General features: G+C 54.2%; 19 protein-coding genes. 12 read left to right on the top strand and 7 right to left on the bottom strand.

The window, feature by feature from the left end:
- Window positions 1–22 precede the first annotated feature (22 nt).
- The gene (gene gyrB / locus B9Z32_RS00820; RefSeq protein WP_108419524.1) at window positions 23–2,626 is read left to right on the top strand and encodes a DNA topoisomerase (ATP-hydrolyzing) subunit B; all 2,604 of its coding nucleotides are present in this window, start codon (window positions 23–25) and stop codon (window positions 2,624–2,626) included.
- 9 nt (window positions 2,627–2,635) lie between these two features.
- Here gyrB and B9Z32_RS00815 read toward each other — a convergent pair whose 3' ends face one another.
- From B9Z32_RS00815 to nthA, 4 genes are all read right to left on the bottom strand, one after another.
- Complete coding sequence (locus B9Z32_RS00815; protein WP_369909228.1) at window positions 2,636–3,502, bottom strand: DMT family transporter; 867 nt, start codon at window positions 3,500–3,502, stop codon at window positions 2,636–2,638.
- A gap of 67 nt (window positions 3,503–3,569) precedes the next feature.
- A complete protein-coding gene (locus B9Z32_RS00810; RefSeq protein ID WP_233248010.1) occupies window positions 3,570–3,980 on the bottom strand; it encodes a nitrile hydratase accessory protein in 411 nt (136 codons plus the stop codon).
- A 19-nt stretch (window positions 3,981–3,999) separates the two neighbouring features.
- The gene (nthB, locus tag B9Z32_RS00805; protein ID WP_108419522.1) at window positions 4,000–4,674 is read right to left on the bottom strand and encodes a nitrile hydratase subunit beta; all 675 of its coding nucleotides are present in this window, start codon (window positions 4,672–4,674) and stop codon (window positions 4,000–4,002) included.
- Window positions 4,671–5,225, bottom strand: coding sequence for a nitrile hydratase subunit alpha (gene nthA / locus B9Z32_RS00800; protein WP_108419521.1), 555 nt, complete (start codon window positions 5,223–5,225; stop codon window positions 4,671–4,673). Before nthA ends, nthB begins: the two co-directional genes overlap by 4 nt.
- 223 nt (window positions 5,226–5,448) lie before the next feature.
- Between nthA and yajC the strand changes: the two genes are divergently transcribed.
- From yajC to secF, 3 genes are all read left to right on the top strand, one after another.
- Window positions 5,449–5,781, top strand: coding sequence for a preprotein translocase subunit YajC (yajC, locus tag B9Z32_RS00795; protein ID WP_108419520.1), 333 nt, complete (start codon window positions 5,449–5,451; stop codon window positions 5,779–5,781).
- 92 nt (window positions 5,782–5,873) lie between these two features.
- Window positions 5,874–7,769, top strand: a complete 1,896-nt coding sequence (gene secD / locus B9Z32_RS00790) for a protein translocase subunit SecD (protein ID WP_108419519.1) — start codon at window positions 5,874–5,876, stop codon at window positions 7,767–7,769.
- 13 nt (window positions 7,770–7,782) lie between these two features.
- Window positions 7,783–8,736: a protein translocase subunit SecF gene (secF, locus tag B9Z32_RS00785; RefSeq protein WP_108419518.1), complete on the top strand. Its 954-nt coding sequence runs from the start codon at window positions 7,783–7,785 to the stop codon at window positions 8,734–8,736.
- Here secF and dprA read toward each other — a convergent pair.
- On the bottom strand, window positions 8,733–9,929 hold the full coding sequence (gene dprA, locus B9Z32_RS00780) for a DNA-processing protein DprA (RefSeq protein ID WP_108419517.1): 1,197 nt from the start codon (window positions 9,927–9,929) through the stop codon (window positions 8,733–8,735). The genes secF and dprA overlap by 4 nt on opposite strands.
- A 116-nt stretch (window positions 9,930–10,045) precedes the next feature.
- Here dprA and def point away from each other — a divergent pair, with 116 nt between their 5' ends.
- The 5 genes from def to B9Z32_RS00755 all read left to right on the top strand — a co-directional run bounded on the left by def (window position 10,046) and on the right by B9Z32_RS00755 (window position 13,866).
- Window positions 10,046–10,552 carry a peptide deformylase gene (gene def, locus B9Z32_RS00775; protein WP_108419516.1) on the top strand — a complete coding sequence of 169 codons (507 nt, stop codon included), beginning with the start codon at window positions 10,046–10,048 and terminating at the stop codon, window positions 10,550–10,552.
- Window positions 10,553–10,573: 21 nt separating this feature from the next.
- Complete coding sequence (gene fmt, locus B9Z32_RS00770) at window positions 10,574–11,536, top strand: methionyl-tRNA formyltransferase (protein WP_108419515.1); 963 nt, start codon at window positions 10,574–10,576, stop codon at window positions 11,534–11,536.
- On the top strand, window positions 11,520–12,254 hold the full coding sequence (locus B9Z32_RS00765) for an AzlC family ABC transporter permease (protein ID WP_108419514.1): 735 nt from the start codon (window positions 11,520–11,522) through the stop codon (window positions 12,252–12,254). The genes fmt and B9Z32_RS00765 overlap by 17 nt, the downstream gene beginning before the upstream one ends.
- A complete protein-coding gene (locus B9Z32_RS00760; RefSeq protein ID WP_108419513.1) occupies window positions 12,251–12,595 on the top strand; it encodes an AzlD domain-containing protein in 345 nt (114 codons plus the stop codon). Before B9Z32_RS00765 ends, B9Z32_RS00760 begins: the two co-directional genes overlap by 4 nt.
- Window positions 12,596–12,675: 80 nt before the next feature.
- Window positions 12,676–13,866 carry a phosphoglycerate kinase gene (locus B9Z32_RS00755; RefSeq protein WP_108419512.1) on the top strand — a complete coding sequence of 397 codons (1,191 nt, stop codon included), beginning with the start codon at window positions 12,676–12,678 and terminating at the stop codon, window positions 13,864–13,866.
- 2 nt (window positions 13,867–13,868) lie between these two features.
- On the opposite strand, the gene B9Z32_RS00750 is transcribed toward B9Z32_RS00755, so the two are convergent.
- Window positions 13,869–14,978 carry a fatty acid desaturase gene (locus B9Z32_RS00750; RefSeq protein WP_233248009.1) on the bottom strand — a complete coding sequence of 370 codons (1,110 nt, stop codon included), beginning with the start codon at window positions 14,976–14,978 and terminating at the stop codon, window positions 13,869–13,871.
- A gap of 230 nt (window positions 14,979–15,208) precedes the next feature.
- Between B9Z32_RS00750 and B9Z32_RS00745 the strand changes: the two genes are divergently transcribed.
- Both B9Z32_RS00745 and pyk read left to right on the top strand, forming a co-directional pair.
- Window positions 15,209–16,585, top strand: coding sequence for an MmgE/PrpD family protein (locus B9Z32_RS00745; protein ID WP_108419511.1), 1,377 nt, complete (start codon window positions 15,209–15,211; stop codon window positions 16,583–16,585).
- Window positions 16,586–16,663: 78 nt separating this feature from the next.
- Window positions 16,664–18,097 carry a pyruvate kinase gene (gene pyk, locus B9Z32_RS00740; protein WP_108419510.1) on the top strand — a complete coding sequence of 478 codons (1,434 nt, stop codon included), beginning with the start codon at window positions 16,664–16,666 and terminating at the stop codon, window positions 18,095–18,097.
- A gap of 3 nt (window positions 18,098–18,100) precedes the next feature.
- Here the strand turns inward: pyk and B9Z32_RS00735 are convergent, their stop codons facing one another.
- Window positions 18,101–18,736, bottom strand: a complete 636-nt coding sequence (locus tag B9Z32_RS00735) for a phosphatase PAP2 family protein (protein WP_233248008.1) — start codon at window positions 18,734–18,736, stop codon at window positions 18,101–18,103.
- A 253-nt stretch (window positions 18,737–18,989) separates the two neighbouring features.
- Between B9Z32_RS00735 and fba the strand changes: the two genes are divergently transcribed.
- Window positions 18,990–20,054: a class II fructose-bisphosphate aldolase gene (gene fba / locus B9Z32_RS00730; protein ID WP_108419509.1), complete on the top strand. Its 1,065-nt coding sequence runs from the start codon at window positions 18,990–18,992 to the stop codon at window positions 20,052–20,054.
- Window positions 20,055–20,077 lie beyond the last annotated feature (23 nt).

Below are 20,077 nucleotides of genomic sequence, written 5' to 3'. Positions count from 1 at the left end.
CAAGAGATTGAGAAAAGTAAAAATGACCGAAGAAAACAAGCCCACCGCAGAAGAGTTCACCACGCTTCAACCCACCATTGATACCAATCAAGCGGGTGCCTCTGAGGGTTACGGCGAGGGCTCCATCCAAATTTTGGAAGGCTTGGAGGCCGTTCGCAAACGCCCTGGCATGTACATTGGCGACACGTCCGACGGCACTGGCCTGCACCACTTGGTGTTTGAAGTAGTTGACAACTCCATCGACGAATCATTGGCCGGTCATTGCGATGACATCGTGGTCACCATTCACACCGACAACTCCATCAGCGTCACCGACAACGGCCGCGGCATTCCCACCGGCGTGAAGATGGACGACAAGCACGAGCCCAAGCGCTCGGCTTCAGAAATTGCACTCACAGAATTGCACGCAGGCGGCAAGTTCAATCAAAACAGCTACAAGGTATCGGGCGGTTTACACGGCGTGGGCGTGAGCTGCGTCAACGCGCTCAGCAAGTGGCTCCGCCTCACGGTGCGCCGCGAAGGCAAAGTGCATCAAATTGAATTTGCCAAAGGCTTTGTGCAAAACCGTTTGCTCGAAACGGTCGACGGCGTGGAAGTATCGCCCATGCGAGTTACGGGCGCCACAGAAAAACGCGGCACCGAAGTGCACTTCTTGCCCGACACCGACATCTTCACGCAGAACCACGATTTCCATTACGAAATTTTGGCCAAGCGTCTGCGCGAACTCAGCTTCTTGAACAACGGTGTGCGCATTCGCCTGAAAGACGAACGCAGCGGCAAAGAAGACGACTTCTCTGGCGCCGGTGGTGTCAAAGGTTTTGTCGACTTCATCAACGCCAACAAAAAAGTATTGCACCCCAATGCCTTCATCGCCATGGGCGAGCGCCCTGCCGATTCATACGGCGGCATTCCTGGCACCAGCATTGGTGTCGAAGTGGCCATGCAATGGAACGATGGTTACAACGAAAGCGTTTTGTGCTTCACCAACAATATTCCACAGCGCGACGGTGGCACTCACCTCACCGGTTTGCGCGCAGCCATGACGCGTGTCATTGGCAAGTACATTGAGAAAAACGAAATTGCCAAAAAGCAAAAAGTCGAAGTGAGTGGCGACGACATGCGCGAAGGTTTGTGCTGCGTTTTGAGCGTCAAAGTGCCCGAGCCAAAATTCTCTAGCCAGACCAAAGACAAGTTGGTGTCCAGCGAAGTGCGCGCACCCGTTGAAGACATTGTGGCCAAAGCGCTGGGCGACTTTTTGGAAGAGCGCCCCAACGATGCCAAAATTTTGTGCGGCAAAATTGTTGAAGCTGCACGCGCTCGTGAAGCTGCGCGCAAAGCCCGTGAAATGACGCGCCGCAAAGGAGTGCTCGACGGCATGGGCTTGCCAGGCAAGTTGGCCGACTGCCAAGAAAAAGATCCCGCACTTTGCGAAATTTACATCGTGGAGGGTGACTCCGCCGGTGGCTCTGCCAAGCAGGGCCGTGATCGCAAATTCCAAGCCATCTTGCCCCTGCGCGGCAAGATCTTGAACGTCGAAAAAGCACGCTACGAAAAATTGCTCACCAGCAACGAAATCGTCACGCTCATCACTGCGCTCGGTACTGGCATTGGCAAGGTCACTGCCGATTCTGGCAAGAGCGGCACCGACGATTTCAACGTCGACAAACTGCGCTACCACCGCATCATCATCATGACCGACGCCGATGTGGACGGCGCGCACATTCGCACTTTGCTGCTTACGTTCTTCTATCGCCAAATGCCAGACTTGGTTGAGCGCGGCCACATCTACATTGCGCAGCCACCGCTTTACAAAGTGAAAGCTGGCAAAGAAGAGTTGTATTTGAAAGATGCACCCGCACTCGACAGCTTCTTGCTCCGCATTGCTTTGAAAGAGGCCAGCATTGCCACCGGTGGTGCATCACCTCAAGTTTTGAGCGGCGACACCTTGGAGTCTTTGGCGCGCAAGCACCAAGTGGCCGAGGCAGTCATTCACCGCTTGTCCAACTTCATGGACGCCGAAGCACTGCGCGCCATTGCCGATGGCGTGGCCCTCAACCTCGACAACCTCGACAACGCCGCTGAATGTGCACCTGCTTTGCAAGCCAAGTTGCGCGAACTCAACACCACTGGCATCCCCGCCGAAGTGAGTGCCGAATTTGACGTCCGCACCGACAAACCATTGCTGCGCATCAGCCGTCGCCATCATGGCAACATCAAGAGCAGTGTCATTACGCAAGACTTTGTGCACGGTGCCGACTACGGCGCTTTGGCTGAGGCTGCCAATACCTTCCGCGGCTTGCTGGGCGAAGGTGCCAAGGTCATGCGCGGTGAAGGCGAAAGACAAAAAGAAGAAAAAACCAGCGATTTCCGCCAAGCCATGCATTGGCTCATCGGAGAAGCCGAGCGCACTACCAGCCGTCAGCGTTACAAAGGCTTGGGCGAGATGAACCCCGCTCAGCTTTGGGAAACCACCATGGACCCCACTGTGCGCCGCTTGTTGCGTGTGCAAATTGACGATGCCATTGAAGCCGATCGCGTGTTCACCATGCTGATGGGCGATGAGGTGGAGCCACGTCGCAACTTCATTGAAAGCAACGCGCTGCGCGCGGGCAACATCGATATTTGATGCAGCCCACTAATTTGTGATCTGGCGCTGACCCGCGGTCATGGCGCTTCCCATCGAAGCGGCCATGATCAAGCCGATGGCGCACAGTTGTTGCAGGTTGAGTTGCTCTGATAACACCAACCAGCCGGCCAATGCCCCTACAGCAGGCTCCAAGCTGAGCAAGATGCTGAAGGTTTGTTTGGGCAAGTGTTTGAGCGAATACATTTCCAAGCTGTAGGGAATGGCGCTTGAGAGCAATGCAATGCCCAAGCCTATGAGCATCCATTCCATATTCAGCAAGGACGAGCCTGCAACACCAATGCCAAATGGCGTAACCACCAGTGCTGCCACCAACATGCCCATGGGCGTGGCAAAAGCGCCAATGCGATCGGCCACGCGTTGCCCAATGACGATGTACAGGGCCCAGCAAACGCCAGCGCCCAATGCGTAAGCAATGCCAACAGGATCAAGAGCCGCTGGATTGTCTATACCCTGCGGCCCCAATGGCAATATCAAACCCATGCCAATCACGGCCAAAACAATCCACACAAAGTCGAGTGGTTTTTTGGAGGACCACAAAGCCACAGCCAGTGGGCCTGTGAACTCAATGGCAATGGCCAAACCAAAGGGCACGGTTTTCAGGGCGTTGTAAAACAGCAAGTTCATGACGCCCAAGGTAGCGCCGAACAAAATGAGTATGGGAGCTTCAGACCAAGTCCAAGTGCGGCGCCAGGGTCGCCAAAAGGCCATCAACAACAGGGTCGAAAAAATCAGGCGGTAAGTGGTGGTGCCTTCTGCGCCCACGAAAGGAAACAAACTTTTGGCCAGCGAGGTGCCCGCACAAAGCGTGATCAAACTGCCCATCAGGGCGGCTACAGGAAGAAAGGGGAATCGCAAGTTTTAATTTCCGAAAGCTGGGCGCATCATAGCGGGCCTAATTGGCGCAGCAGAAATTGATGCGCGGTCAATTTGACACCGACACGCCAGAGCCTTGAATTTCTAAAACAATGGGCTGGCCGTGTGGTGTGCGGGCGGCGGCATCTTCCCACGCATGCTCTAAATCATGTATTTGTTCTGCCGTGCCCCATTGCTTTGCCAACACCATGGCTTCTAGCGCATTCAGCCAGTGGGAGTAATACGTTGCACCTGTGTCGGCATCGCCGGCCTGCTGCGCGTTGCTAATTTCTTGAGTGAGTGCCGCGGCCCACTCTGGCCATGTGAACAAACCCTTTTCGTGCAGCTGCAAGGTCATGGCAAAAGCATGCGCTTGCCAAGGCTCTGCGAAGACGGTGCCCTTGCCGTCTTGCACGGGAAGTGGCATTTGGCCGCCGCAATGCCGGGCAATTTCTTCGAGGGTGAGGTGGGTGTTTTGCATGGCTGTCGTTCGGAAGGTTTTAGACAACTGCTTCTAAATAAGATTCCCAAGCGTCTACCGTCACCTCCAAAGTGGGATCGCTGTGTTCGCCCCACAGGGTAGGGCCATCAAAGACCACGGTGTAAAGCCATTGCACAGGCACATTGAAAGGCGGTGAGGCATGCAAAGTGTGGCCATCTGGAAACACATGACCGCCATGCAAACTGACCACGGTGCCTACATGGCCGCGCACATACCGCGGTAATCGGGTATGGCCCTGTGGGTGCATGTTGCGTGCGCGCACTTTTTGGCCAACTTTGAACAAGGCGGGCTGATCAATGGGGCGCTCGGTGGGGCTGCCTGCTTTCAAGGCAGCGTCCACGCTCTCTTTGGTAAGAACCTTGCTTACTTGGACGGGGAGGGTGCTCTGTTGACCGGTGGCGAGTTCGGCATGCGTCACCATGCCGCGTTCCAACATGAGTTTTTCAAGGGCGCGGATCCAAATCTCGTAATAGCTACTGTACAAGTAGATGGCGGGCGGCAAGGACTCGCGCGCCGCGCGACTCAGGTCGATGTTCCATTGCCCGCTGGCGCCCATGGCCACAGTGACCGCCATGGCTCGACTTTCCCATGGCGCGTGAAATAAGGGCTCGTGGGTTTCTATGAGGACCGGACCAAATCCCTGTTGGCCCCCCATGTCGTGCACACCGTTCATACGAGGGCCGTCCCAATCATGGCGTCGCGGGTGACCAGGCTGGCGAGTTCAGCTTGCGACAGATGCTCGGTGCCATCGGGGCGCTTGGGCAAGACTAAATAGCGAAGTTCGGCAGTGGAGTCCCAAACGCGAATTCGGGTACTTTCAGGCAAAGTCACACCAAAGTCAGCCAAAACTTTGCGAGGCTCAAGAACCGTGCGTGAACGATAGGCTGCGCTTTTGTACCAAACGGGCGGTAAGCCCAAAATTGGCCAGGGGTAGCAGCTGCACAGGGTGCAAACCACCATATTGTGCTGGTCAGAGGTGTTTTCCAGAGCCACCATGTGCTCCCCTTGTCGACCCGTAAAGCCCAAAGAGGCTATGGCGGCCGTAGCATCTTTCAACAGCCAAGCTTTGAATTCAGGCTCAGCCCAAGCTTTGGCCACCACTTGAGCGCCGTTGTGAGGGCCAACTTCGGTTTCGTAGGTTTCAATGATGCGGTCTATGGCAGCGGGGTCGATGTAGCCTTTTTGAGTCAGCAGGGTTTCTAGGGCTCGAACCCTCACTTCCATGTCGCTCAATGAGGAATGGACGTGATCGTGGGGGTGCGCATGGTCATGGTCATCGTCATGGTCATGGTCATGGTCATGGGATAGGCTGCTCAAGGTCGTCTCCCGAGTTGGACAAGGTCTTTGGTTGCCATCATAGCCCGCTTACAATTGGGAGTTGACTTCAAAAAACGGTTTTAGGCCCGCTTTGAGGTCGTTCCCCTTATTTTATTCGTGGAGTTCTTTGATGTTTATTTCATCCGCATTCGCCCAAACTGCCCCAGCCGCCGCCTCTGGTGGCGATATGCAATCTACTTTGATGAGCATGCTGCCCCTGCTTTTGATGTTTCTGGTGCTGTATTTCGTCATGATTCGGCCGCAAATGAAAAAACAAAAAGAGCACAGAACCATGATCGATGCACTTGCCAAAGGCGATGAGATCATCACTGCTGGAGGTTTTGTGGGCAGAGTGAGTAAGTTGGGCGACGGCTTTTTGACCATTGAAATTGCCGGTGGTGTTGAAGTCCAAATGCAGCGCTCTGCCGTTATTCAGGTTTTGCCCAAGGGCTCAATGAAATAATTTTGCTCTTCTTGCACTGCGCCAAGTCAGTGCTTGCTAGGGTCGCGTGAAAACGCTTTCGATTTGTTCTCTTCTTTGAAGCGGCTGCCATCATGAACCGTTATCCGGTGTGGAAATTTGCGATCATTGTGGTCGCTTTGTTGCTAGGCGTGGTGTACACCTTGCCTAACTTTTTTGGCGAAGCGCCAGCTGTTCAGGTGTCCTCTTCCAAGGTCACGGCCAAGGTGGATGAGACGACGCTCAAACGTGTTTCAGACGCCATCGAAGCGGCCAATGTACCCATTGCGGGACTCATCTTGGAGGGTAACTCCATCAAGGCCCGTTTTGAGAGCACCGAACAGCAGTTGAAGGCCAAAGACGCCATTCAAAAAGCGCTCATCCCTGAAGGTTCTGACAATAGTTATGTGGTGGCTTTGAATTTGCTGTCACGCTCGCCTGCTTGGCTTACCGCCTTGCATGCTGCGCCCATGTATTTGGGTCTAGATTTACGCGGTGGTGTGCACTTCATGTTGCAAGTCGACATGAAAGCCGCATTGACCCAAAAAATTGATTCCTTGGCAGGTGACATTCGCACCACATTGCGCGAAAAAGATGTGCGACATGGTGGCATTTCTCGCAGCGAATCGAACATCGAAATTCGTTTGCGTGATCAAGCGCAAGTGGCAGCGGCCAAGCGAGTGTTGGCCGATCAATTTGCAGACCTCCAAGTGACCGAGGCCGCCCAGGGAGGCGAGTTCAAAATCACTGCGAGCATCAAGCCCGAGGCTGCGCGACGTGTTCAAGAGCAGGCCCTTAAGCAGAACATCACCACCCTGCACAACCGAATCAATGAGTTGGGCGTGGCGGAACCCGTGATTCAGCAGCAAGGCTTGGACCGCATCGTGGTGCAATTGCCAGGCGTGCAAGACACCGCCAAGGCCAAAGATATTTTGGGTCGCACGGCCACCTTGGAAGTGCGCATGGTCGATGAAAGCAGCGAAGCGCGATCGGCAGAGCAAACCAATGGCATGGTGCCGTTTGGTTCTGAGCGATATTTAGAACGCAACGGTCAACCCGTGATTGTCAAAAAGCAAGTCATCCTGACTGGCGACAACCTGACCGACGCCCAGCCTGGCTTTGACAATCAAACCCAAGAACCCGTGGTCAACTTGTCCTTGGATGGCAAGGGCGCGCGCATCTTTAAAGATGTCACGCGAGAAAACGTGGGCAAGCGCATGGCCATTTTGCTGTTTGAAAAAGGCAAAGGCGAAGTGGTCACGGCCCCAGTCATTCGCTCAGAAATTGGGGGTGGCCGTGTTCAAATTTCGGGTCGCATGACCACCAGCGAAGCCAATGACACAGCATTGCTATTGCGTGCGGGCTCGTTGGCGGCGCCCATGGAAATCATTGAAGAGCGCACCATTGGCCCAAGCCTCGGTGCTGAAAACATTGCCAAAGGTTTCAACAGCGTGATTTGGGGTTTCTTGGTAATTGTTGCTTTCATGAGCATTTACTACATGGTGTTTGGTGTGTTCTCAAGCATTGCTTTGGGCGTCAACTTGTTGTTGCTGGTGGCGGTGCTTTCCATGTTGCAAGCCACACTCACATTGCCAGGCATGGCTGCCATGGCGCTGGCGCTTGGCATGGCCATTGACTCCAACGTGCTCATCAATGAGCGTGTGCGAGAAGAGTTGCGTTTGGGCGCTTCGCCACAAGCCGCCATTCACACTGGTTACGACCGTGCTTGGGCCACCATTTTTGACTCCAACATCACCACCCTGATTGCAGGCGTTGCTTTGCTGGCATTTGGCTCTGGCCCCGTGCGAGGCTTTGCCGTGGTGCACTGCTTGGGCATTTTGACCAGCATGTTCTCGGCGGTGTTTTTCTCGCGCGGCTTGGTTAACCTTTGGTACGGCCGCCAGAAGAAACTCAAGTCAGTGTCAATTGGCACGGTATGGCGCCCTGATGGTTCAGCAGCCCCTGTAGTGACACCTGACCACAAAGCATAAAGCGAACAGCATCATGGAATTTTTCAAAATCCGCAAAGACATCCCGTTCATGAAGAACGCGTTGATTTTCAACGCGATCTCCTTGATCACTTTTTTGTTGGCCGTGTTCTTTTTGTTCAGCCGTGGTTTGCATTTGTCGGTGGAGTTCACTGGCGGCACGGTCATGGAAGTGAGCTACAGCCAGCCAGCCGACCTCACCAAGGTGCGTGGCGTGGTGTCAAGCTTGGGCTACACCGAAGTACAGGTTCAAAACTTTGGCACTGCGCGCGATGTGATGATTCGCTTGCCTGCCCAAAAGGGCGTGAGCTCTGCGCAACAAAGCGAAGCCTTGATGACGGCATTGAAAGCGCAAAACGCAGAAGCGACCTTACGCCGCTCTGAGTTTGTGGGGCCACAAGTGGGCGAAGAGTTGGTCACCGACGGCTTGAAGGCGCTGGCTTTTGTGGTGGTTGGCATCATGCTGTATTTGGCGGTACGCTTTGAATGGAAGTTTTCGGTGGCAGCCATCCTTGCCAACTTGCATGACGTCATCATTATTTTGGGCTTCTTTGCATACTTCCAATGGGAATTTTCCTTGGCAGTGCTGGCTGCGGTGCTGGCGGTGCTGGGTTATTCGGTGAACGAATCGGTGGTGATTTTTGACCGAATTCGCGAGAACTTCCGCCGTTATCGCAAGATGAGCACGGTGGAAATTATCGACAACGCCATCACGTCCACCATCAGCCGAACCATCATCACGCACGGTTCCACTCAAATCATGGTGCTCTCCATGTTGTTGTTTGGCGGCGAGACTTTGCACTACTTTGCCATGGCGCTCACCATTGGTATTTTGTTTGGCATTTACTCATCGGTGTTTGTGGCTGCGGCCATTGCCATGTGGCTGGGTATTAGCCGCGAAGACCTGATTAAGGCGCCGCCCAAAAAAGACGAAGACCCAGACGATCCCAACTCTGGCGCTGTGGTCTAAATCTTTCGCTTGAGTTGTTGGTAAAGGCCGCCTGGCAAGCGGCCGAGTACGCCATTCAATTCAAGTTGAAACAATTCAGCTTGCAAGTGCGCAACGCTCAAGCCGCTTCTGATTTGCAATTCATCCAACCCCACAGGGTCTTGACCAAGATGCTCAAGCAAGGTGGATGGTGCTAGTAAGTTAGACCTTGTGTCTGACAAATCGGGCGGCAAACTGCTGGTCTTGCAGACTTGCACCTTGGGCAAATTTTTTAACTCTTCCAAAATATCTTGTGTGCAGTCGACCAATTTGGCGCCTTGCTTGATGAGATCGTGGCAACCCTTAGACACCGTGGTGTGAATGGAGCCTGGAATGGCAAACACTTCTTTGCCCAAGTCCAAGGCCTGCTTGGCGGTAATTAAAGAGCCAGAGCGCGTAGCGGCCTCCACCACCAGGCAGCCTTGCGACAAACCTGCAATGAGTCGGTTGCGCTTTGGAAAGTTGGAGGTGATGGGCGGCGTGTTGAGCGGGTACTCGCTGATCAACAAGCCGTTCGCCGCAATTTTGAGGGCCAATGCATGGTTTTGGTAGGGATAGACGCGGTCTAGCCCCGTGCCCACAACAGCAATGGTGTGCAGCGGATGATTGGGATGGCCGCCTTTTAGAGCGCCTTGGTGCGCCGCAGTGTCAACGCCTAAGGCCAAGCCAGACACCACCGTCAGGCCGGCTTGTGCCAAGTGCGCTGAAAAATCGTGCGCGTTCAATCGACCCTGCGGTGTTGGGTTGCGGCTTCCCACCACAGCCATTGCCGGTGGTGCATGGTCGGTGGGTGGACTGAGCAAATGCAGGTGCTGTGTTTGTCCCAAAACGTACAACAAGCAAGGGGGGTCGGGGGTGAGCATGAGGCTACTGGGATAGTCAGGATCGGCCAAAGTGAGCAGCCTCTTGTGAAGGATCTTGGAAGACCCCGAGTGAGTTTGAGTGTGTAGCCAAGCCCAGGTGGTTTCTACGGCTTCATCCAGGCCTGGCGGGATGCGGCACAGTTGCAGGCTGGTTGCCTCACTCACAAGCGCTTGCAATTGGAGGGCGCTTCGCTCAAAGATGGCTTCAGGCAAGCCAAACCCCAACAGCAAAGACCGAGCTGTGATGTTGCCCACGCCAGGCGTGAGGCTTAAACGCAGCCAAGCATTGAGATTTTCTCGAGTCGAAACCATTTGTTGTCCTTCACACCGCAGCGATGGCTGGGGTGCAGATTTTGGTTACGATCTAGGACTTGGGCAAGGCTTCTTCAAATTGGCGAAAATAGAGGTATTGCTGAATACATATCACCATGGCACTTTTAAATATTCTTTGCTATCCCGACCCCCGCCTGCACAAGGTGGCCAAACCCGTTACGGAGTTTGATGACAAGCTGCGCGCGCTGGTGGCTGACATGCTCGAGACCATGTACGAGTCGCAAGGCGTGGGCTTGGCTGCCACGCAAGTCGATGTGCACCAACGTGTGGTGGTCATGGACACAACAGACGAGCACAACCAACCCACCGTGCTGGTGAATCCAGAAATCACTTGGTTCAGCGAAGAGCGGGTGAAAGGCGAAGAAGGCTGTTTGTCCGTGCCAGGTATTTACGATGGCGTTGAGCGCGCCGTGGCCGTGAAAGTCAAAGCAGCGGATGAACATGGCACAGTTCGCGAGTTGCACGCAGAGGGTCTCATGGCGGTGTGTGTGCAGCATGAGCTAGATCACTTGATGGGCAAAGTTTTTGTTGAATACTTATCGCCTTTGAAGCGCAATCGCATCAAGACCAAAATGCTCAAAGCGCAAAGAGAAGACGCTTAAACCTTCACTGAAAGAACTTGTATGCGCGTGATTTTTGCGGGCACGCCCGAATTTGCTCGCAGCGCATTGGCGGCTTTGCATGCGGCGGGCCACGACATCGTGGGTGTTTTCACACAGCCCGACAGACCCGCTGGCAGAGGCATGAAGCTGCAAGCTTCTGTCGTGAAACAATTGGCACTGCAATACGGTTTGCCCGTGGTGCAGCCTCAAAGTCTGAAGTTGGATGGTAAATATCCAGATGACGCAAAGCTTGCCAAAGAATTCACAGATGCTGCTCAAGCCGATGTCATGGTGGTGGCGGCTTATGGTCTCATCTTGCCTCAGTGGGTGCTAGATGCACCTCGTCATGGCTGTCTGAACATCCACGCTTCACTGCTCCCCCGCTGGCGGGGCGCTGCGCCCATTCACCGCGCTATTGAAGCCGGTGACACTCAAACGGGCGTGACCATCATGCAAATGGATGCGGGCTTGGATACCGGCGACATGTTGTTGGCAGAAACATGCGCTATCAGCGCGCAAGACACCACGGCCAGCTTGCACGACAAGTTGGCTGAAATGGGTGCGCACTTGATTGTGAAAGCGCTTGAGCAAGTGGGCCAATTCAAGCCCGAAAAGCAAGCGCTGGAAGGCGTCACTTATGCACACAAAATTGAGAAAGCAGAAGCGGCCATCGATTGGACACAAACAGCGCAAGTGTTGGCACAACGCGTTCGTGCCTTTGATCCCTTTCCGGGAATGACAATACGCTGGGGCGGCGAGGTCATTAAAGTTTGGCAAGCGCATGTCCAGACCCCAGCGCGCATTGAGGACATTCAAAAGAAACCAGGCACATTGCTCGCAGTGCGCGAAGACGGCTTGCAAGTTGCCTGTGGTGAAGGCGTGTTGTGTTTGACGCAATTGCAAAATGCAGGTGGCAAACGGCTGCCCGTCGCAGATTTTGTGCGCAGCTTCAAAGGGCAAGTGGGCGATGTTTTTCAAAGCTGAAAACTATCGCCATCCAGCGTTCATGGAGGCCGTGCGTGAGTTGGCGCCCCAAGCTCCAGGTGTTGCCGCCTGGGGTTTGATGACCGGGGTGGCCATGGTCAATTCTGGCTTGAGTGTGTTTGAGTCCATCGCCATGACGCTGCTGGTGTATGCGGGCAGTTCTCAATTGGCAGCCTTGCCTTTGCTTGTAGCGGGTGCACCGGCCTGGGTCATTCTGGCCACTGGCTTGTGTGTCAACTTGCGCTTCATGGTGTTCAGTTTGCACCTGCGCAAATACCTCATGCATTTGCCGCGCCTTGAAAGAATGGTGCACGGTTATCTCACCGCCGACATGAGCTATGTGATGTTCACGCGGCGCTTTGAAACTCCCAGCAACGACCCTCAAGATCAAATGACGCAAGCGGCGTCTCTTGCGGGCAACACATTCATGGTCTGGACCAGTTGGATCGTGGCTAGTTTTGTGGGCATCTTTTTGGCCAACGTGATTCCGACGTCTTGGGGCTTAGGCTTTGCAGGCACTTTGTGCTTGGTCGGTATCTTGTGTTCATTGGCCAGCAACCGCATGCGAATTTTCGCGGCAAGCGTGGCTGCGATCACGGCAATCACTGCTTATCACGTGCCCTTAAAATTGAACATCGTGCTGGCCATTGGCGTGGCAGTGATCTTGAGCATGAGCTTAGAGCGATTTGGAAAAACGCGAGAAGGGCAAGCGGCATGAGTTTTTTTGAAGGTACGGATGCTTGGACCTTGGCTGTGATTGTGGGCTTGGCCGGCGTTACCGTGCTCACACGCAGTTTCTTTTTTATCTCGAGTGAAGAGTGGAGCTTGCCAGATTGGGCGCAGCGCGGCTTGCAATATGCGCCCATTGCGGCCATGGCGGCCGTGGTCTTGCCCGAAGTGCTGATGCAGCAGGGACAGTTTTTGCAAACGTGGATGGATGCTCGCTGGATGGGAGCCGCGGTAGGTGCTGCGGTTTATTTTTGGCGGCGCGATGTGCTCTTGACCATTGTGGCTGGCATGCTGGCTTATTTGCCTTTGCATTTGGTGCTGGGTTGGTAGTGAAGGACGACTAAAATTGTGCCAACCTCAATAAGCCTCCGCGGCATTTCGATTTTCTTTTCTTATCTCAGAGTCATTTCATGAACGTCATTCGTTTTTCCGATTTGTGCCAACAAGGCAAGGTCAAAGGCCAACGTGTTTTCATTCGCGCCGATTTGAACGTGCCGCAAAATGATGCAGGCGATATCACGGAAGACACCCGCATTCGCGCTTCTGTGCCCTGCATTCAAATGGCCCTAGATGCGGGCGCAGCCGTGATGGTGACCAGCCACTTGGGTCGCCCCACAGAAGGTGACTTCAAACCAGAAGACTCATTGGCCCCTGTGGCCAAACGCTTGGCAGAATTGCTAGGCCGCGATGTGGCATTGAAGAGCAATTGGGTGGAGGGTGTAGAAGTTGCGCCGGGCCAGGTGGTGTTGCTAGAAAACTGCCGTGTCAACAAAGGCGAGAAAAAGAACAGTCCCGAACTGGCAAAAAAATTGGCCGCCCTTTGCGACATTTATGTGAACGATGCCTTTGGTACTGCGCACCGCGCTGAAGGCACCACCTACGGCATTGCCGAATACGCCAAAGTGGCCTGCGCGGGCCCTTTGTTGGCCGCAGAAATAGATGCCATCAGCAAAGCGCTAGCGCACCCTGCGCGTCCTTTGTCTGCCATTGTGGCGGGCAGCAAAGTGTCTACCAAGCTCACCATCTTGAAGAGCTTGGCCGACAAGGTCGATCAACTGATTGTGGGTGGCGGCATCGCCAACACGTTCATGCTGGCCGCTGGTTTGAGCATTGGCAAAAGTTTGGCCGAGCCTGATTTGCTGCCTGAAGCCAAGGCCGTGATCGAGATCATGAAAGCACGTGGTGCAGAAGTGCCCATTCCAACAGACGTGGTCACCGCCAAAACATTTTCAGCCGACGCCGTGGCCACTGTGAAAAAAGCCACAGAGGTGGCAGACGATGATTTGATTTTGGACATAGGCCCCGAGACTGCCGCCAAGCTGGCCACACAATTGAAAGCGGCTGGCACCATTGTGTGGAACGGCCCAGTGGGGGTGTTTGAATTTGATGCGTTTGAAAATGGCACGCGTGTGATTGCTCAGGCCATTGCAGAATCCAAAGCGTTTAGCATTGCCGGCGGTGGTGACACGCTGGCCGCCATTGCCAAGTACGGCATTGAAAAGCAAGTGGGCTACATCTCTACAGGCGGCGGCGCCTTCTTGGAAATGCTAGAGGGCAAAACCTTGCCCGCACTTGAGATTTTGACCAAGCGCGCGCATTAAGCTTAAGTTTTGGCTGGCAAATTGCCGCGCACAGGGCTGGTCATGCGGCCCTGAAAGTCTGTCCAGCATTCGCGCGAGAAATCGTACAGTTTGCAAGCCTTGGCAGTTTTGAAGTACCAGCCCCAAGAGAAGGGCTGAACAATGATGCGGCCTGGCAACATTTCTTCCAGCTTGGCCTGTGCTTGCTTTAAGCGATACAGCGGAATGCTCATGTCCACGTGGTGCGCGGTGTGCTCCATGATGTGGTGCACCATGTTGCCAATCTTCATGGGAAATGTGAGGTGCACGGTGGTGGATACGAAGGGTTGGGCTTTGGTCCAAGCCGATTTGTCGTTGTGCCAAGACACCCGCACATGGGTGTGGTGAACGTAAACCACGAATCCAATCATGGTGTTCCAAAACAAAAATGGCAGCAGCACGCCAATGAGCAAGGTGAGCGCCACAGATTGTTCCGTGGCAATGGCGGCATAGGTCATTGCTGCTACCCACACCACGCCAAAGACGGTAACTAACAAACTGTCTTTGAAGAAAATGGGACGGCGAGTGGGCATGTGCGTTTTGTTCGGAAAGAATTCGCGCTTCCACCAAATTTCAATCAGGTAATACAAACCAGGCGCCCAGCCACTGCGGTAGAGGTACTGCAACAGGCGGTCGACGGGGCCCAGTGCCGCAAATTCTTCGGAGGTGAGAGGGGTCCAAACAAAGTCGACGCCTTTCAAGTTGGTGTAGCCGTGGTGTACCACGTTGTGACCGGTGTCCCACAAGCTGAAAGGCGTGAGCGAGTACAGAAAGGCGTAGCGGCCAATCCATTTGTTGAGTTCACGGTGCGGTGTAAGACTTTGATGGCAAGCATCATGGCCAAGGATGAACAGGCGACCAATGACAAATCCAGCGGCCGTGCCGCACAAAAGCTTGAGCCAAATAGATTCAAAGTAAACCGTGCCGGCAACCAAGCCCATGAACAAGGCGGTATCGACAATCAGCAAGAGAAAGGCGCGCAAAGTGGACCGGTCAGACAAAGGAGTTAGCCATTCGCGAATAACTTTGCGATGCGGCATGGCTTGATCTAGGGGGATCGGCTGCAAATTGTCAGGTTTCGAGTCAGTGGTCATAGTGAAGACGCAAAAATGCGCGGAGGCAAGGCATGTGTACCAACTATTTGAATACGCAGAGTCTAAACCCAGAGGCTTTACCCGTGCATGACATGGGTCAATGACCCAATTGACGGGTTTGAGATCACTCACAGTCATCTCAGTGATGGCCGGCTCGGTGAAAAATTGGCTTTTCCCCTATGATCGGCGCTTCGTTTGATTCAACAGATGGCTGACCAGCCCCTTTTTCCATGACCGCTAGAAATACCACCGTCGTAGCCGACGCCAATGCTCCCGCCATCACTCAAATGCTGGCCGAATTTGTGGCCAATCACCCATCCAAGGGCTGGTCGGACGCTGTCGAAGCCCAAGCCCACCGCACGTTTGCCAACTGGGCAGGTTGCGCTGTAGGCCCGAGCACACACGAAACCATGGAGGCGGCATTGGGGGCCGTGAAAGAATTGGCGCCTTCTGCCCAAGCCGCCGTGTTGGGGCGCAGTGACCGGGTGGACATGGCCAATGCGGCACTGCTCAACGGCATCAGTTCACACACCTTTGATTTTGATGACACGCACCTCAAAACCATCATCCACCCAGCGGGCCCCGTGGCTTCTGCCATCTTGGCTTTGGGTGAGCACTTGGGCTCTAGCGGTCGTCAATTGATCGATGCATTGGTGCTTGGCGTTGAGGTGTCATGCCGCGTCGGCAATGCCGTGTACCCCAATCACTACGACCGTGGCTGGCACATCACGGGCTCGACCGGCATGTTGGGCAGTGCAGCGGCTTGCTCGCGTTTGCTGGGTCTGAATGCCAAGCAAACACAAATGGCCTTGGGCATTGCTGCCTCTCAGCCAGTGGGCTTGCGCGAACAGTTTGGCACCATGACCAAGCCCTTTCATCCTGGTGGCGCAGCCAAAGTGGGCTTGATGTCAGCGCTCATGGCCAAGCACGGGTACACCTCTTCGGCCCGCGCGCTTGAAGCGCCGCGTGGTTTGATGCAAGTGTTTTCAGACAAAACCGATTGGAAAGAAATTACCGAAAACTTAGGTGCTTCTTGGGAAATTGAACTCAACACTTACAAGCCTTTTGCGTGTGGCATTGTGATTCACCCCGCCATTGATGCGTGTGTGCAGCTCCGAGAAAAGCACCATATCAAGCCCGAGCAAGTGGCCAAAGTAAGCTTGAAAGCCCACCCCTTGGTGCAAGAACTCACGGGCAAGAAAACCCCCACCGACGGCTTGCTGGCCAAGTTCAGCGTGTTTCATGCCTGCGCTGTGGCCCTCATTTATGGCCGTGCAGGAGAACACGAATATGCCGACGATGTGGTGCGCTCACCCTTGGTCATTGGCGTGCGCGACAAGGTTGAATTGATTGTCGACCGGAGCATTCACGAGGCCTCTGTCGACGTCACCTTGGAAACCACCGACGGCCAAAAGCACCACATTTTCATTGAGCGTGCCATTGGCAGTTTGGAAAAACCCATGAGCAACGAGCAACTCAAAGCCAAGTTTGTCGATCAAAGCGCGCCCATTTTGGGTGTCGCCAAAACTGAAGAAGCTTGGAACTTGTGCATGAATTTGGCAGCACAAGCCAACCTCAGCGCTTTGTTGCGCAGTTTGACGGTTTAATTTTCTCTGAAACTTGTTATCTGTTTGTAACGCATTTCGTGGGAAAATTGAAATTAAATTACACCGGAGACTTTTTTAATGCCAACTCGAGCCACCAAAATTGTCGCCACCCTAGGGCCAGCCTCCAGCGATCCTGCCATGCTCGAGGCCTTGATTCGCGCTGGTGTCAATGTGGTTCGTCTGAACTTCAGCCACGGCAAAGCCCAAGATCACATTGACCGCGCCAAGCTGGTGCGCGAAGCAGCCAGCCGAGCAGGGCGAGAAGTGGCCATCATGGCCGATTTGCAGGGCCCCAAAATCAGGGTCGGCAAGTTTGCAGAAGGCAAAGTCATCTTGGCGCCGGGGGCTCATTTTGTGCTCGATGCCTCACGCACCGAACTTGGCGACCTGTCGGGCGTTGGACTTGATTACAAAGAACTGCCACGCGATGTCAAAGCTGGCGATGTGTTGCTGCTCAACGATGGCCTGATTGTGCTCACCGTCGATTCGGTGCAGGGCGAAAAAGTCAATACCACCGTCAAATTGGGCGGTGAGTTGTCCAACAACAAAGGCATCAACAAACAGGGCGGCGGCCTCACTGCGCCAGCCCTTACCGCCAAGGACATGGAAGACATCAAAACGGCCATGAGTTTTCAAGCCGACTACTTGGCTGTGAGCTTCCCCAAAAATGCCACCGACATGGAAATGGCCCGCCAATTGGCCAATGTGGCCGCAGCTGAGTTCAACCACAAGCCAGGCTTGATTGCCAAAATTGAGCGTGCCGAAGCCATCCCCCGTTTAGAAGAAATTTTGTTGGCCAGCGATGGCATCATGGTGGCCCGTGGCGATTTGGCCGTTGAGGTTGGCAACGCAGTTGTCCCTGCTCTGCAAAAGCGCATGATCAAGCTGGCGCGGGCCCACGACAAAGTGGTTATCACGGCCACTCAAATGATGGAAAGCATGATCACCAACCCCGTACCCACCCGTGCCGAAGTGAGCGACGTGGCAAACGCTGTGTTGGATGGCACAGATGCCGTGATGCTGAGTGCAGAAACGGCTGCAGGTAATTTTCCGCTTGAAACCGTGGTCGAGATGGCCAAAATTTGTTTGGCTGCCGAAGCTGCCGAAGAGGTTGAGTTGGACTCCGATTTCAAGGGCCAAACCTTCAGCCGAATTGACCAATCTATTGCCATGGGCACCTTGTTCACGGCGCACCATCTGCATGCCAAGGGCATTGTGGCGCTCACTGAATCGGGTTCAACCGCTTTGTGGATGAGCCGTCACCGCGTCAACATCCCTATTTATGCACTGACCACCAAAATCAGCTCCCAGCGCAAAATGGCGCTGTATCGCAATGTTCGCCCCCTCCTCATGGACACCAGTGCCGACCGAGATACCGCTTTGGCGCAAGCTGAAAAGCTGTTGAAGGTTCGCAACATTGTGCGCGCCGGCGACATTTATGCCATCACCTGTGGCGAGCCGATGGGTGCTCCTGGCGGTACCAACATGCTCAAATTATGCATAGCCGAGTAAGTACTAACTTTTTGAAATAATCAATCTTTGCATTGTTTGGTACAAGTGGTGGCTGATGCCACCCACAGTCCAACACAGCCAAGCCGTCCAAAGCGTGTGGCTCATGAAATGTGCGCCACGCATTTGCTGAGACAGGCCCAACACAAAGCCAGCCAAAACGGCCATTAGCAGGTATTTTCGAGCAGCCAGAAGGCCGGCTTGTCGCAGACCAAAATAGACGGCAATGAAGGCAAAACCCGTGGAGGCATGGCCGGCAGGAAAGCAATGGCCGCCGCCGCCATCGTCCAACCACACATTCCAGTGAGACACATACGGTGCAGTGCCCCCAAATGTTTGGAGGTCCCAAGGACAGCTTGTATGGCTAAAGGCCTTGATCAGGGAGACTGAAAGCAAGGCACCTGCGAATGAGAAAAGCACCCCCCAACGGTCTGCTTTGGCAAGGTGTTTGAACGCGCCCCAGGGCTTCCAAACGCCAATCAGCAAAGCCAAAAAAATCAACCATCCGAGGTTGCGGGCCCCGTTGTGCATGACGGTGGACATCCACCAGTTGTTGCGCAGTGCAAATCCAGTACTGTTGCCCCAAGGCTCTGCCAAGGCCATGTCCCAGCCTGTGCTGTCCCAAGCCAAAAAAATGAGCATGAGCCCCAAACTGATGAGGGCATCGGTTCGCCATTGTGGGGAGGTTCGTGAGGAAGAAAACAGAGTGCGCAAACTAAACATCACTGAAATCATAGCCTGAGTGCAGAAAACCCGGCTAAATCAAGAAGTGGCTTGTTAAAATCAGAACCAGTTACAAGTCGGTTACACGCTTTTGCAAAAGGACTCTGTCCTGCGCATCGGTCTGACACACGGACTTGAAGAAAAATTCTTTCACTCTCTGGGACTCTTCATCATGGCACTCGTATCGATGCGCGAGCTACTGGATCATGCTGCAGCCAACGGCTACGGCATTCCAGCTTTCAACGTCAACAACTTGGAGCAAGTCCAAGCCATCATGGAGGCCGCCAAAGAAACGGGTGCTCCCGTCATCATGCAAGCCTCTGCTGGCGCGCGCAAATACGCGGGCGAAGGCTTTTTGAAATTGCTCATTCAGGCCGCGGTGGAGTCCTACCCAGAAATTCCCGTGGTCATGCACCAAGACCATGGTCAAAGCCCAGCCGTTTGCCAAGGCGCCATCGATTTGGGCTTTAGCTCCGTCATGATGGATGGCAGCTTGGAAGCCGACGGCAAAACCATTGCCAGCTACGAATACAACATTGAAGTGACCCAAAAAGTGGTCAGCATGGCGCACAAATTGGGCATCACCGTGGAAGGCGAGTTGGGCTGCTTGGGCTCCCTTGAAACCATGCAAGGCGACAAAGAAGACGGCCACGGCACCGATGCCGTGATGACCCGCGACCAGCTCCTCACAGACCCTGAGCAAGCCGCCGATTTTGTGAAACGCACTCAGCTTGACGCCCTGGCCATTGCCATCGGCACCAGCCACGGCGCTTACAAATTCACGCGCAAGCCCACAGGCGATATTTTGGCCATTGACCGCATTCAGGCCATTCACAAACGCATCCCCAACACGCACTTGGTGATGCACGGCTCCTCCAGCGTGCCCCAAGATTTGCTGGCTGTCATTCGCGAATATGGTGGCAACATGAAAGAAACCTACGGCGTGCCCGTGGAAGAAATTCAAAAGGCCATCCAATTTGGCGTGCGCAAGATCAACATTGATACCGACATCCGTTTGGCCATGACTGCTGCTGTGCGCAAATTCATGGCGCAAAACCCAGACAAGTTTGACCCTCGCGAATGGCTCAAGCCAGCCCGTGAAGCGGCCAAGCAAATTTGCAAACAGCGCTACATTGAATTTGGTTGTGAAGGTCAAGCGCCCAAGATCAAGGGGCACAGTTTGCAAGTGGTGGCAGCGCAATACGCAAAAGGTGAGTTGGCGCAAGTCGTTCACTGAAATTGGCTCGATAATGCAGACAC

This window comes from Limnohabitans sp. MMS-10A-178 (genome assembly GCF_003063375.1).
Lineage (GTDB): Bacteria > Pseudomonadota > Gammaproteobacteria > Burkholderiales > Burkholderiaceae_C > Limnohabitans_A.
This window is presented reverse-complemented; position numbering and strand designations above follow the sequence as displayed.

What these genes read in the sequence shown, in the direction of transcription:
- B9Z32_RS00735 (WP_233248008.1), bottom strand. Translation starts at nt 18,736, where the DNA reads ATGCTCATTTTTTTGGCTTGGGACAGCACAGGCTGGGACATGGCCTTG.
- fmt (WP_108419515.1), top strand. Translation starts at nt 10,574, where the DNA reads ATGCGCGTGATTTTTGCGGGCACGCCCGAATTTGCTCGCAGCGCATTG.
- fba (WP_108419509.1), top strand. Translation starts at nt 18,990, where the DNA reads ATGGCACTCGTATCGATGCGCGAGCTACTGGATCATGCTGCAGCCAAC.
- B9Z32_RS00760 (WP_108419513.1), top strand. Translation starts at nt 12,251, where the DNA reads ATGAGTTTTTTTGAAGGTACGGATGCTTGGACCTTGGCTGTGATTGTG.
- B9Z32_RS00755 (WP_108419512.1), top strand. Translation starts at nt 12,676, where the DNA reads ATGAACGTCATTCGTTTTTCCGATTTGTGCCAACAAGGCAAGGTCAAA.
- B9Z32_RS00765 (WP_108419514.1), top strand. Translation starts at nt 11,520, where the DNA reads ATGTTTTTCAAAGCTGAAAACTATCGCCATCCAGCGTTCATGGAGGCC.
- gyrB (WP_108419524.1), top strand. Translation starts at nt 23, where the DNA reads ATGACCGAAGAAAACAAGCCCACCGCAGAAGAGTTCACCACGCTTCAA.
- def (WP_108419516.1), top strand. Translation starts at nt 10,046, where the DNA reads ATGGCACTTTTAAATATTCTTTGCTATCCCGACCCCCGCCTGCACAAG.
- nthB (WP_108419522.1), bottom strand. Translation starts at nt 4,674, where the DNA reads ATGAACGGTGTGCACGACATGGGGGGCCAACAGGGATTTGGTCCGGTC.
- dprA (WP_108419517.1), bottom strand. Translation starts at nt 9,929, where the DNA reads ATGGTTTCGACTCGAGAAAATCTCAATGCTTGGCTGCGTTTAAGCCTC.
- nthA (WP_108419521.1), bottom strand. Translation starts at nt 5,225, where the DNA reads ATGGAAGTGAGGGTTCGAGCCCTAGAAACCCTGCTGACTCAAAAAGGC.
- pyk (WP_108419510.1), top strand. Translation starts at nt 16,664, where the DNA reads ATGCCAACTCGAGCCACCAAAATTGTCGCCACCCTAGGGCCAGCCTCC.
- B9Z32_RS00745 (WP_108419511.1), top strand. Translation starts at nt 15,209, where the DNA reads ATGACCGCTAGAAATACCACCGTCGTAGCCGACGCCAATGCTCCCGCC.
- B9Z32_RS00750 (WP_233248009.1), bottom strand. Translation starts at nt 14,978, where the DNA reads ATGACCACTGACTCGAAACCTGACAATTTGCAGCCGATCCCCCTAGAT.
- yajC (WP_108419520.1), top strand. Translation starts at nt 5,449, where the DNA reads ATGTTTATTTCATCCGCATTCGCCCAAACTGCCCCAGCCGCCGCCTCT.
- B9Z32_RS00810 (WP_233248010.1), bottom strand. Translation starts at nt 3,980, where the DNA reads ATGCAAAACACCCACCTCACCCTCGAAGAAATTGCCCGGCATTGCGGC.
- secF (WP_108419518.1), top strand. Translation starts at nt 7,783, where the DNA reads ATGGAATTTTTCAAAATCCGCAAAGACATCCCGTTCATGAAGAACGCG.
- secD (WP_108419519.1), top strand. Translation starts at nt 5,874, where the DNA reads ATGAACCGTTATCCGGTGTGGAAATTTGCGATCATTGTGGTCGCTTTG.